The sequence below is a fragment of the Autumnicola tepida genome, from assembly GCF_031846485.1.
Taxonomy (GTDB): Bacteria; Bacteroidota; Bacteroidia; order Flavobacteriales; family Flavobacteriaceae; genus Autumnicola; species Autumnicola tepida.
The window spans coordinates 42450-55008 of sequence record NZ_JAVRHQ010000005.1; the positions used below are offsets into that span (position 1 = coordinate 42450).

Annotated in this window: 15 protein-coding genes; 7 read left to right on the forward strand and 8 right to left on the reverse strand. The window is 40.7% G+C overall.

From position 1 onward, the window contains the following. Positions 1-8: 8 nt before the first annotated feature. From RM553_RS05950 to rluF, 4 genes are all read right to left on the reverse strand, one after another. Complete coding sequence (locus tag RM553_RS05950) at positions 9-401, reverse strand: YkvA family protein (RefSeq protein ID WP_311534039.1); 393 nt, start codon at positions 399-401, stop codon at positions 9-11. A gap of 25 nt (positions 402-426) precedes the next feature. Further along, a complete protein-coding gene (locus RM553_RS05955) occupies positions 427-1446 on the reverse strand; it encodes an AI-2E family transporter (RefSeq protein WP_311534040.1) in 1020 nt (339 codons plus the stop codon). A gap of 21 nt (positions 1447-1467) precedes the next feature. Beyond that, positions 1468-1890, reverse strand: a complete 423-nt coding sequence (locus RM553_RS05960) for a VOC family protein (RefSeq protein ID WP_311534041.1) — start codon at positions 1888-1890, stop codon at positions 1468-1470. 120 nt (positions 1891-2010) lie between these two features. After that, on the reverse strand, positions 2011-2841 hold the full coding sequence (gene rluF, locus RM553_RS05965; protein WP_311534042.1) for a 23S rRNA pseudouridine(2604) synthase RluF: 831 nt from the start codon (positions 2839-2841) through the stop codon (positions 2011-2013). A 192-nt stretch (positions 2842-3033) separates the two neighbouring features. On the opposite strand from rluF, the gene RM553_RS05970 reads away from it, so the two are divergent. The 4 genes from RM553_RS05970 (at position 3034) to dnaG (ending at position 7544) form a co-directional block, all read left to right on the forward strand. Further along, the gene (locus RM553_RS05970) at positions 3034-3597 is read left to right on the forward strand and encodes an RNA polymerase sigma factor (protein WP_311534043.1); all 564 of its coding nucleotides are present in this window, start codon (positions 3034-3036) and stop codon (positions 3595-3597) included. Beyond that, positions 3584-4342 carry a hypothetical protein gene (locus RM553_RS05975; protein WP_311534044.1) on the forward strand — a complete coding sequence of 253 codons (759 nt, stop codon included), beginning with the start codon at positions 3584-3586 and terminating at the stop codon, positions 4340-4342. Before RM553_RS05970 ends, RM553_RS05975 begins: the two co-directional genes overlap by 14 nt. Before the next feature lie 78 nt (positions 4343-4420). Next, positions 4421-5491, forward strand: a complete 1071-nt coding sequence (locus tag RM553_RS05980; protein ID WP_311534045.1) for a hypothetical protein — start codon at positions 4421-4423, stop codon at positions 5489-5491. Positions 5492-5579: 88 nt separating this feature from the next. After that, positions 5580-7544, forward strand: a complete 1965-nt coding sequence (dnaG, locus tag RM553_RS05985) for a DNA primase (protein ID WP_311534046.1) — start codon at positions 5580-5582, stop codon at positions 7542-7544. Here the strand turns inward: dnaG and RM553_RS05990 are convergent. After that, positions 7537-8175: a response regulator gene (locus RM553_RS05990; RefSeq protein ID WP_311534047.1), complete on the reverse strand. Its 639-nt coding sequence runs from the start codon at positions 8173-8175 to the stop codon at positions 7537-7539. The two genes, dnaG and RM553_RS05990, sit on opposite strands and share 8 nt — an antisense overlap. Positions 8176-8295: 120 nt before the next feature. After that, a complete protein-coding gene (gene nadE, locus RM553_RS05995) occupies positions 8296-9087 on the reverse strand; it encodes an NAD(+) synthase (protein WP_311534048.1) in 792 nt (263 codons plus the stop codon). 108 nt (positions 9088-9195) lie between these two features. Here nadE and gldB point away from each other — a divergent pair, with 108 nt between their 5' ends. The 3 genes from gldB to RM553_RS06010 are packed head-to-tail and all read left to right on the forward strand — an operon-like array spanning position 9196 to position 10898. Beyond that, a complete protein-coding gene (gene gldB / locus RM553_RS06000; RefSeq protein ID WP_311534049.1) occupies positions 9196-10158 on the forward strand; it encodes a gliding motility lipoprotein GldB in 963 nt (320 codons plus the stop codon). 30 nt (positions 10159-10188) lie between these two features. After that, the gene (gene gldC / locus RM553_RS06005; protein WP_311534050.1) at positions 10189-10527 is read left to right on the forward strand and encodes a gliding motility protein GldC; all 339 of its coding nucleotides are present in this window, start codon (positions 10189-10191) and stop codon (positions 10525-10527) included. Between the two features lie 5 nt (positions 10528-10532). Next, positions 10533-10898, forward strand: a complete 366-nt coding sequence (locus tag RM553_RS06010) for a GTPase (protein ID WP_311534051.1) — start codon at positions 10533-10535, stop codon at positions 10896-10898. Here the strand turns inward: RM553_RS06010 and yihA are convergent. Next, a complete protein-coding gene (yihA, locus tag RM553_RS06015; protein ID WP_311534052.1) occupies positions 10895-11503 on the reverse strand; it encodes a ribosome biogenesis GTP-binding protein YihA/YsxC in 609 nt (202 codons plus the stop codon). The two genes, RM553_RS06010 and yihA, sit on opposite strands and share 4 nt — an antisense overlap. Positions 11504-11531: 28 nt before the next feature. Beyond that, entirely contained in the window at positions 11532-12296 is a 765-nt protein-coding gene (locus RM553_RS06020) for an alpha/beta fold hydrolase (RefSeq protein ID WP_311534053.1), read from the reverse strand. Positions 12297-12559 lie beyond the last annotated feature (263 nt).

The window sequence follows — 12559 nt, forward strand, 5'->3', positions numbered from 1 at the left end:
TTCTTTTTTTATTCTGCCAGCTTCCAGTCAAGATATTTGTGCAGGTCAGTTTCTATAAACCTAAGGCCTATGGTCATTACAGCAAAATCATCTACATAGCCCAGCCCCGGAATAAAATCGGGTACAATGTCCATAGGGTTCAGGATATAAAGTACAGCAAATGCAGTTGCAGCAATAGTGAACCATGGAACGCTGCTGTAAACTCCTTTACGGTAATCCTGCAGCATCCCAAACATAAGCTTTACAATTTCAGAATACTTTTTGAGCATCCCCGAATTAAGGATTTTTTCAGAAACTTCCTTTTGGCTGTTGGCGGCAACTTCCACATCGCCATCTTTTATCTGGGCTACGCCGCTTTTTACATATTCTTCGTCTATTTCTTTCATTTTCTCTTTAAGCATATTCTATGGTTTTAGTTAATTCAAGTTATAATCTATCGTGAGAATTTCCATACTCTTTCCGGTAAATTTTCAGAATTAGGAGGAAGAGGGAAATCAGGATGGGTCCGAATATCAACCCTATAAATCCAAATAACGGCACTCCCACCACCACGCCGAAAAGAGTGATTAAAGGATGGACACTTGCCAACCTTTCCAAAACATAAAGCCTTATTATATTGTCTGTAGCCCCAACCACCACAAAGCCATAAATAAGGATAGCTATAGCCTGCCAGTTTTGTCCCTGGGCAGCAAGGAGTATAGTCACGGGGAGAATACCAATGGCCGTTCCAATAAAAGGAATCATGGATCCCACGGCGGTAATCACAAACCAGAAAAAAGGATCTGGTACTCCTACTATCAAAAAGCCAATTAAGGCAATTATTCCCTGGCACAGGGCCACAAGCGGAATTCCCAAAGCATTGGATTTTACCAACTGGTTGCTTTCCTCTCCTATAATAGTTAGGTTTTCCTTGCCTAACGGAATATAAGTTATAAGAGAATCTCTAAGGGTATTCTGGTTGATTAACATGTAATATAACATAAAATACATAATCCCAATTGCAATAAAAGCATCAAAGGTGCCGCCAGCCAGGCTTTGGAGGTTGGAAGAAACCCAACCGGTGACCGAGGAGGTATCTATGCTGCTGCTTACATTGTAGCCAACATATTCTTCCAGGTGATTGGTTTGCTCTTTTACCGCGCTAATTACTCTTTCTGAATTAGCTACCGCTTTGCCTATTTTAGAGGAAAGCATCAAAATTATGAGCGTAATTGGCACAAGAATGCCTACAAAAGACCCCGTCATAAGTAATGCCGCAGCAACAGGTGGTTTCCAGCCTTTTCTCATTAATGTCCTCATCCAGTTCCTAAGAAGCGCGTAAAGCGTGATTGCCCCCAGTACCCCGGAAAGATAAGGCACGATTTCCCTAAATATTAAAACCGTTAAAAAGAGAATAAGCAGAAGTACGAATATTTGCCGTACCAGCGCCGGTTTTAAGGTGTTCATATAGGGATTGGTTAGTTGTTGTTATTTGGCAAAAAGCTGGTCCATATTTTTAAATGCTTTAAATTCCAAAGCATTTCCACAGGGATCTTTAAAGAACATCGTGGCCTGTTCTCCCGCCTGCCCTTTAAACCTGATGTATGGCTCGATCACGAATTCAATTCCTTTGGCCTGGAGTAATTTTGAAAATTCCTGGAAAACATCCCATTGAAGCACTACTCCAAAATGCGGTACCGGCACATCTTTCCCGTCTACGGGATTAGAATGTGTGGCTGCAGTTTCTTCGGCAGGTTTATAATGTATGACCAGCTGGTGCCCGAAAAAATTAAAATCCACCCAGTGCTCGCTACTTCTTCCTTCACCGCATCCAAGGGTTTCTTTGTAAAACTTCCGGCATTTCTCCAGGTTCGAAACAGGAATGGCAAGGTGGAAAGGTTGTATTTTCATGGTTGGCTGTTGTTTTTAAAAATTAAAACTAGTCTTTCCTTGAAATTAAGAATAATTTCAATTTTATTAAAATTAGTGAGATAACTTCACATGCAGCCTTTATCAGCAGCTAATAATCTGTTAAGATTTGCCTTTTTGGGGCCTTCTCTTTCTAAAATTTTTCTTCGGAAAGTCTTTTGAAGTTTTATTTTTTGCTCTTCCTGCCGGGGCAGAAGCTTCTTCCGTTTTTACAGATTCATCCACCATACTATTGATGGTTTCTAGCTCTTCGGCTGTTAAATCCCGCCATTTTCCCACAGGAACATCAAGCTGTACATTCATTATTCTTATACGCTTAAGCGAAGTAACTTCATAGCCTAAAAATTCGCACATCCGCCGGATTTGCCTGTTCAGTCCCTGGGTAAGTATAATTCTGAATTCATATTTTCCCAGCTGTTCCACTTCACATTTACGGGTTACGGTATTAAGAATTGGAATTCCTGAGCCCATTCTTTTAATAAAATCTGGGGTAATGGGTTTATTTACGCTTACTATATATTCTTTCTCATGATTGTTCCGTGCGCGCAGGATTTTATTTACAATATCGCCATCATTGGTAAGAAAAATAAGCCCTTCACTGGGTTTATCCAGTCGTCCTATGGGAAAAATGCGCTTTGGATAATTGATGAAATCTATGATGTTGTCTTTTTCCACGCGGGTATCGGTAGTGCAAACAATTCCCACGGGCTTATTAAAAGCCAGATAAACATTTGGCCCTTTCAATTCCTGTTTCGAAACCAGTTTTCCATCAACTCTTACTTCGTCTCCCGGGGCGATCTTTGTTCCCATTTCAGGAACTTTCCCATTTAAAGTAATCCTGCCCTGGTTGATTAATTTATCTGCTTCCCGACGGGAACAGAAACCGGCTTCGCTTAAAAATTTGTTTATTCTTGTAAGATTTTGTTCAGGCATAAAAAAGATTCTGTTGCAAAGATACAAGATTTAACGCCGTGAAAACAGGCAATCTGCGACCAACTTATGGGCGATATGCACAAGGTTATAGTCGAAGAAACAAGAAAATTCCATAAAAAATAAACGGGTCAGGCAACCTTTTGTAACTTTTCCCCGTCTATGTAAATAGAAGGCCTTTAATAACTGAAACAGGTGAAAGTAATTCAACTTTTTAAAAACGAAACCCAATTAATAAAGCGGGCGGCCAAAAACAACCGCGAGGCACAGCAACGCTTGTATGAGATTCATTCGGGCAAGATGCTGAGTGTTTGCCGGCAGTATATTAAAGATCTCCACCATGCGGAAGAAGTAATGCTGAATGGGTTTTTTAAAGTTTTTACCCATATATGTTCTTTTAAGGGAGAAGGAAGTTTTGAAGGCTGGATAAGGAAAATTATGATACGGGAGGCTATTTCATTTTTAAGGGCAAATAAGAAAGTGGAATTCGAGCAGGAGGAAATGATGAATTATTCTGAAAGCGGGAATAATATAAATTCAGAACTGGAAGTCGCCCATATCCAACGGATGATTGACCATCTGCCGGAAGGTTACAGAGTGGTTTTTGTAATGTATGCCGTAGAAGGATATAAGCACAGTGAAATTGCTAAAATGCTGAATATTACTGAAGGCACTTCAAAATCACAGTTATTTAAAGCGAGAAAGATGTTGCAGGAGCAGCTAAAATTACAAAACGAAACAGGTTATGGCACCAATTAAATTTGAAGATCACATAAAAGAGCAGCTCGAAAAAAGACGAATTCAGCCTTCAGGATCTGGCTGGGACAAGCTGGAAGCCAGGTTAGATGCCGCTGAAAGCAAAGGCGGGGGGAATTCTAAATGGTGGATAAGCATAGCGGCAGCAGTTGTGGCAGCGCTGGTAATAGCAGGCTTTGTTTTTACTACGGAAGATAAAATAAATACTCCGCCAATAGTAGAGCAGCCGGTTGAAGAATTTTCTGCTCCTTCAGTTAAAGAAAAATCCAAAGCTGAAATAGAAATTGCTTTGGAAGAAGTTGAAGAGCAACCTGAGGTAAAGAAAACTTCAGAAAGAACTTCCGGTTTTCAAAAGCCACCGGAAAATACGCAGAGCGAAATCGTGGAAGCGCAAGGTGTAAAACAGGAAATTATAACAGATTCTGTTCCTGCTCATGTGGCAACGCAAAAGAATCCTGAAGAAGCAGTTTTCAGAAGTAAGCTGGAAGAAGTCATTGCAGCGGTAAATTCCGTAGAAACAGAAGAAGGAGGAATTACCGATGCTGAGGTAAACGCGCTTCTTGCTGAGGCTGCGAAGGAAATTAGCCGGGAATCCGGTAAGGAATATTCCACAGGAATGGTAGACGCCAGTGCGTTACTTGAAGATGTGGAAGGCGAACTGGACGAATCTTTCAGGCAAAAGGTTTTTGAAATGCTAAAAGATGGCGTGATAAAAGCGAGAACAGCGGTTGCAACCAGAAATAATTAATAAAAATCATCACATCCCGAAAAGGGTTATTCATTAATCAATGGAAGTACAGAAGTGCTTTATCTAAAACCAAACATCATGAGAACAATTATCTTTTACGTAGTATTTAGCCTGTTTAATATAGCGGTTTGTGGCGCGCAAACTGGGAATGAACAAAATATTGGAAGCAATTCTAAAAAAATAGAACACCTTGTAAAGCAGAAGGAGGAAATTGTTGCTGAAGAAAAAGCTGCCTTAAAAAATGAAGTTGAGAAAATTAACTCCCAGGCCGAAAAAGGAGAGATTTCCTGGGATGAAGCAGAGGAACTTAAAAAAGAGGTTGCTAAAAAACATGCCCTGAATATAGAGAATAAAATAGCGATTATCGACAACAAAATCTCCCTGCTTACCCGTAATGAAGAGGATGAAGGATTTGCTGAGGAGAATAAGCATAAAACCTGGACATTCAAATGGGGTTCTGACGATGAGGAGAATAGTGAAAATAACGGGGATCATGATGACGATTATTATGCCCGTACTGTATCTGAACTTGTAGTAGCCGCCGGCCTTAACAACGCGCTTTTGGACGGGCAATCTATTGAAGATTCCGATTTTAAAATTGGCGGGAGCAGGTTCTTTGAAATTGGCTGGGCATGGAAAACACGTGTTTTCAATAAAAGTAACTGGCTGAGAGTAAAATATGGAGTTTCATTTCAGTTTAATGGCCTGAAACCTACCGATAACCGCTATTTTGTAGAGGATGAAGATGAAACCTACCTGGCTGAATTTGAGCAGGATCTTGACAAATCTAAATTTAGGATGGACAATCTCGTTATTCCTGTGCATTTTGAATTTGGACCTTCTAAAAGATATGAATCTTCTAAAGGAGTAAAATTTACTACTAACAATATGTTCAAAATTGGGCTGGGGGGATATGCCGGCTTTAATATTGGAGAGCGCCAAAAGTTGAAATATGAGGTAGATGGGGATGATAGAAAGGAAAAACTTAAAAACGATTACAATACTAATGATTTTGTATACGGCTTAAGCACATATATAGGCTGGGGCGGCACTTCCCTGTATGCAAAATATGACATCAATCCTATTCTTTCCGACCCTAATCCTGAACTGAATAATTTTTCTCTAGGGCTTCGCTTCGATCTGGATTAGCCAACTATAATTTGTAATTTTGCCAATCTAAGACCTCACAGGTTTTTAAAGCATGTGAGGTCTGGATATTTTTATATTTATAAAAAATTTGATCTCAAAGGCCACCATAGATAATGTGTTTGAAACTTCCCGGGTGGAGGAGGTGATCGGCGATTTTGTTCAGCTTAAAAAATCCGGTAGCAACCTAAAGGGCCTGAGTCCGTTTACTGATGAGCGCACTCCCAGTTTTATGGTCTCGCCCGTAAAGCAAATCTGGAAAGATTTTTCCAGTGGAAAAGGAGGGAATGTGATCGCTTTCCTTATGGAGCACGAGCATTTTACCTATCCTGAAGCTATAAAATATCTCGCCAAGAAATACGGGATAGAAATTGAAGAAACCGAGCAGACCGATGAGCAGAAGCAGCAGGCCGATGAAAAGGAAAGCATGTACCTGGTTTCTGAATTTGCCAGCAAGTATTTTCAAAAAATCCTTTATAAAACCGATGCGGGAAAAGCGATAGGTTTAAGCTATTTTAAAGAGCGCGGCTTTACAGCAGAAACTATTGAAAAATTTGATCTGGGTTATTGCCTGGACGAGTGGGACGCGTTTACCAAAGAAGCCTTAGGTAGCGGATACAAACTGGAATACCTGGAGAAAACCGGCCTTAGCATTGTAAAAGGAGAAAAACAATTTGACCGGTTTAAAGGCCGGGTGATGTTTCCAATCCATTCCATGTCTGGCAGGGTTCTTGGGTTTGGTGGCCGTATTCTTACCAATGATAAAAAAGCGGCAAAATATCTTAACTCTCCAGAAAGTGATATTTACCATAAAAGTAAAGTTCTCTACGGAATCTACCATGCCAAGCAGGCCATTGCCAAAGAAGATAATTGTTATTTAGTGGAGGGTTATACCGATGTGATTCAGTTTAACCAAACGGGGATAGAAAACGTGGTTTCTTCTTCCGGAACGGCTTTAACTTCGGAACAGATCAGGCTGGTCAACCGGCTTACCCGCAATATAACTGTTCTTTTTGACGGGGATGCGGCGGGAACACGTGCTTCTTTACGCGGAATAGACCTTATCCTGGAACAGGGGATGAACGTGAAAGTCTGTACATTTCCTGAAGGAGAAGACCCCGATAGTTTTGCAAGAAAATATGATGAAGAAGAGCTGAAGCTTTATTTAGCTGAAAACTCCAAGGACTTTATTACCTACAAAGCTTCTTTGCTAGTGCAGGAAGCAAAAAACGATCCTGTGAAAAAAGCTGAGGTAATAAGGGACATGGTGGGGAGTATCGCTAAAATTCCTGATAATATCCAGCAGGAAATTTACGTGCAGGAATGTTCGCGGTTAATGGATATTTCAGAAGATGTGCTTTTTACAACGCTTGCGCAGCTAACCTCAAAAGATTCCGGAAAAGCAGCAGGAAAAAAGCGTCCGCAAAGGTCTATGGATGTGGTTCGGGAAGATGCTAAGGATAAACCCGGGCTAAGGGTAAATGAGCTTTACGAACTGGAGAAAACGATCATCAGTCTTTTGCTTTTGTATGGAAAGCAGGAAGAAGAATTTGAAGACCTTGTGCTTAAACAGACCGAAACCGGAGAATTGAGCCTGGAGCCTGAAAAGCAAAATGCAAAGGTTTTTGAAAAGATTTTTCTGGATCTGCAGGAAGATGAAATTGCTTTTGCAAACCCTCATTTTCGGGAAATTTATAATCTTTTAATTCAGAAGCTCAACAGCGGGGGAGAATTTGCCATAGAAAGTTTTATTAATGATGTGCCGGCAGAAGAGGCTTCAGAAATTACCAATATCCTTATGGAAGAGGAGCAGTACCAGCTACATAACTGGGAGCGCAATGACATTTTTGTAAAAGATAAGAAGGAAAGCATTTCCAGGTTAGTAAGTGAGACTATCCTAAATCTTCGCCGCTATCTGGTTTCGCAAAAAATTGAAGAGCTTAAGCAGGAAATAAAAGAAACTGCGCAGGATGATAATTCCGCTACCCTGCAGGATGTTATGGATTACCTAAGCCTGAATAAAGTACTTTCCAATAAGCTCAACCGCGTTATGTGATATTTAACTGGAGCAGCCGGGATTGTGTAATAAGATCGGCTACATTGTCTACTTTCAGTTTTTTCAACAAGCGCGTCTTATAAGTACTAACGGTTTTTTCATTAATATCCAGGGCTTCCGCGATATCCTTGTTGCGTTTGCCAGAAGACAGGAGGTTTAAAACCTCAGTTTCACGGGTGGATAATCGCTTAAATTTAGCTACAAGGCCTTTTCCTTGTGAAATCCCGGAATTAAGCCGCTCTGTAATTTTCTTGTTGAGGTAAATTCCTCCCCGCGCCACCTGATAGATCGCTTTTTCCAGCGTTTCAGGATCGGTGGTTTTGGAGATATAGCCTGCTGCACCGGCTTTTATGGTGCTTAAAGCATACATTTCTTCGGGATGTGTGCTGAAGATTAGCATCCTGGTTCCAGGATATTCCTGTTTGATTTTCCGAAGGGCGTTAATACCGTTTATTTGCGGTAAATCGAGTTCGATAATAAGCACATCCGGAACCCCGTTCTGAAGAAATTTAAATAACTCGTCCCCGCTCGTGATATTACCAATAATTTCCAGTGCCGGATTGTTCTTTAAGATACAACCTATTCCACGGCTGATCACTGGATGATGGTCTGCAACTAATACTTTATACATAATTTTAGGCTGAAATTGCATGTATCAAACCGGGGGAGATTTTGTATACATGTTGGTATCCTAAAAATAATAGATAAAGCTTATAAATCAGGAAGCTATCATGTATTTTCGATAAAATGTTTACTTCTTTAGATGAAGGGGTATTTCACACACGGGAATTGGATCCATCTTATGTTTATTCTTTGTATTAAGGATCTCATAAAGCCTGTACACCTTTGCTTCCCTGCCAGAGAAGTCACTTTCGCGCTTTCCTTCCTCGTGCATTTTCATGGCCCATTCCAACTCGTCGTAACTGGCCCCCAACTGTTCTTCATCACTGCGGCTGTCGCCAAACAAGCCATCACTTGGAGCCGCGTTCAGGATGGTATCCGAAACCTGCAGGTACTCGCCCAATTTGTACACCTCGCTTTTCATAAGGTCTGCAATGGGGCTCAAATCTACCCCGCCGTCTCCGTATTTGGTGTAAAAACCAACACCAAAATCTTCTACCTTGTTTCCGGTGCCGGCTACCAGGTAGCGGTGCAGCCCGGCAAAGTAATAAAGGGTGGTCATTCTTAACCTGGCCCGGGAATTGGCAAGGCTAAGGTCCAGCAGTTCGTTGTTCTGGCTGTCTGGCAACACCTTTTTAAACTCTTCAAAGACTGAAGTGAGATCGGCATTTACGCTGGTAACATTGGCAAAATTGTGCTTAAGAGCTTCAATGTGTTTTTGCGCCCGGCTTACATGATCAGGGTTTTGGTGAATTGGCATTTCCACGCAAAGTGTGCGTAACCCTGTTTTTGCACAAAGTGTTGAGGTTACTGCAGAATCCACTCCGCCACTTATTCCTACTACAAAACCTTTCATATTTGCTTTAGTGGCATAATCTTTAAGCCATTGTATAATATGGTTGGCTACCTTTTCCGTCTGCATAATGTTGGGTGATTTAGTTTGTAAATGATACCTTTGTACACAAATCTACTATTTAAACATTATTTATAAAAGGGGCCGGCGTTAAAGCCTTCATAATTAAGGGGAGTAGTGAGGAAATTTATCTTGATTTTATGGGCTTTTGCCTTTTTTGGATGTGAGGAAAAATCTGACAAAGAAAAGGAAATTGACGCTATAGAAGTCGATTTTCAGCTGGTGAGATTTGATCAGAAATTTGCCAGGGCAACACTCAAAACCCTCGATTCCCTTAAAGCCGAATATCCTTTTTTCTTTCCCACCCGCTATCCCGATAGTGTCTGGATCAATAAACTTTCAGATTCTATACAGAATGAAATTGATACGGAAGTGGCTTCAGTTTTTCCTGAATTTTCAGAAGAAACAGATGAGCTTTACAGCCTTTTTCAGCATATAAAATATTACTTTCCTGCCTTTGAAGCGCCTGATGTTTACACGGTAACTTCAGAAGTGGATTATAAGAACAAGGTAATTTACACCGGCGATAAACTCTTAATTTCGCTGGATACCTATTTAGGCGAAAATCATCCTTTTTATATCAGCCTGCAGGAATTTCTGAAGAAGAATTTCAGGAAAGAACAAATAATACCGGATGCCGCAAATGCAATAGCCGAAAGTTTGGTGCCGCGGCCAGATTCCCGCACCTTTCTTGCCCACATGCTGTATTACGGAAAGCTGCTTTATCTTAAAAAGATATGGTTGCCTGCGGAAGCTGATGCTGAGATAATTGGTTATACTGAAGACGAGTTGGAGTGGGCCAGGAACAACGAGGCACAGGCCTGGCGGTATTTTGTTGAAAATGAAGTTATTTTTGATACCGATTCTGAACTTTACAGCCGGTTTCTTTATCCCGCGCCTTTTTCCAAATTCTATTTGCTGCTGGACAGTGAATCGCCGGACAGGATGGGGCAATATATTGGCTGGCAGATTATAAAACAATACATGGATAAAAATGAGGTGAGCGTGCAGGAAATGCTCAATACCAGTGCTGATAAAATCTTTAATAAAGCGAATTATAAACCAGAAAAACGTTCCTGATAACTTTAGGAAAAAATATAATTAAACAAGATGGCAGAGTATAAAAAATCGAATATTAATATAGAAGTTATAACCGATGAAAACCATGTGCCGGAGGAGATCGCATGGTCTGCGGAAGATGGAAATGTTTATAATGAACAGGCCAAAGCTTTAATGTTATCGGTATGGGATAGTAAAGCACAGGAAACACTTAGGATAGACCTTTGGACAAAAGATATGCCTGTGGATGAGATGAAAAAGTTTTTTCACCAAACCCTGGTAGCCATGAGCCATACTTTTAACCGGGCCACTCAGGATGAAAGAATGACGGCTACCATGCAGGATTTTTGTGATTATTTTGCCGAAAAGATGAACCTTAAAAAGGAATAGGCCTGTTGTCTGGAAAACTCCTTTTTATTTACAACGCGAAATCCGGTGCTTTGCAGGGTGTGCTGGATTCGCTGCATAAAATTTTTAATCCGGAGAGCTATAAGTGCAGCCTGTGTAAAATCACTCATGGGGCTTTTGGAGAGAAGAAGGCCTGGAAAAACTTCAGGAAGGCTTCATGCAGGGAAATGGAATTTCTTCATGCAGATGAATTTAAAAGGCAGTATGCTTCCAAATTCGGACATAAATTTAATTTTCCTGTAGTGCTGGCAGAAGGGATTAGTGGTTTGGAAATTTTTATTTCCAGGGAAGAATTATCTCAAGTTTCTTCAGAAAAAGAACTTATTGGGCTAATTGAAAGAAGGAGCAGTTAAAGTTTTTTGGAGAGGGCTTTATTGGTTTCTTCAATATAATCCAGGACCTCATTTTTCCCTAATCCGGAGCTGGCTGACGTAACAAAATACTGCGGCATTTCCACCCAGGTCTGCAACATTTCCCCTTCATAAATTTCCAGGTTGCGCTGCAGTTCTTTAGGTTTCAATTTGTCGGCTTTTGTAAAAATAATGCAGAAGGGGATTTGATGTTCTCCCAGCCATTGCATAAATTCCATGTCTATTTTTTGAGGATTGTGGCGGGAATCAATAAGTACAAATGCGCAAAGCATCTGCTCTCTTTTTTCAAAATAAGCCGTAATAAATTTCTGAAAAGTATTTTTTGTAGATTTTGAAACCTTCGCGTAACCATAGCCCGGCAAATCTACCAGGTGCCAGTTATTATTGATGAGAAAGTGGTTGATAAGCTGGGTCTTTCCAGGGGTTGATGAAGTTTTGGCCAAAGATTTTCTTCCGGTAAGCATGTTGATTAAGGAAGATTTTCCAACATTACTTCTTCCAATAAAGGCATATTCTGGAAGTTGACTTTTTGGACACTGCGCAACACTGCTGTTGCTTACTACAAATTCAGCATTCTTAATTTCCATAGCTCACTATTTAAAACCGGTAATGGTGTTAGAAATTTCTCTCTTTTAGCCAGGAGTGAAGCAGTTTGTTGAAATGCTCAGGATGTTCCATCATAGCGGCATGGCCGCATTTGTCAATCCAGTAAAGATCTGAGTCCGGGAGCAGGCGGTCAAAATCTTCGGCTACTTCAGGGGGAGTTACATTATCATTCTTGCCCCAGATAATGCAGGTGGGCGTAAGCATCTTTGGAAGATCTTTTGCCATATTGTGCCGGATGGCGCTTTTGGCAATAGCCAGTGTTTTTACCAGTTTGTTACGGTCTCCCACTGTTTCATAAACTTCATCCACAATTTCTTTGGTGGCCACTCCCGGATCGTAAAATACGTTCTGGGCTTTTTTCTTGATGAACTCATAATCGCCGCGGCGGGGATAGCTTTCTCCCATCGCGTTTTCATATAAGCCGGAACTACCTGTTATTACCAGCGCCTTTACCAGGTGAGGGTATAGCTTTGTTGCAACAAGGGCAATATGCCCTCCAAGGGAATTTCCCAAAAGGATAACCTCCTTAAAGCCTTTCATTTCAATAAATTCCTTCAGGTATTTTGCAAAGGTTGCCACACTGGTTTTTAGAAGGGACATGGAATATAAAGGCAATTCAGGAATTAACACTTTATAACCGTTTGCAGGAAAATATTCCACCACCCCGTCAAAATTACTAAGGCCTCCCATTAGCCCGTGTAGAATAACTATTGGAGTACCTTCTCCTTCTTCCAAGTATGTGAACTTTCCTTCTTGCTTTAAGTGATTTTTCATTGATACCCTTTGCAGTTTGCAATCGCAAATATAGCGATTTCAATACAAGTATAATCATTTTTGACTAAAGGTAAAGAGTTTTTGGGCAAAGCTTTCCTCCTATGTTTAGGGCAGTTTTCGCTCTTTTTGAGTTAAAAATCTCCCACCGTAACCAACTTTCTGAATCCTAAGTAACTACAGCTATTTTAAAGGCTTTCAGGTGGATACAGTGGTAAAACTTATCAACAATGTGGTATAAAGTGGTAAAAAGTGGAATATTTTTC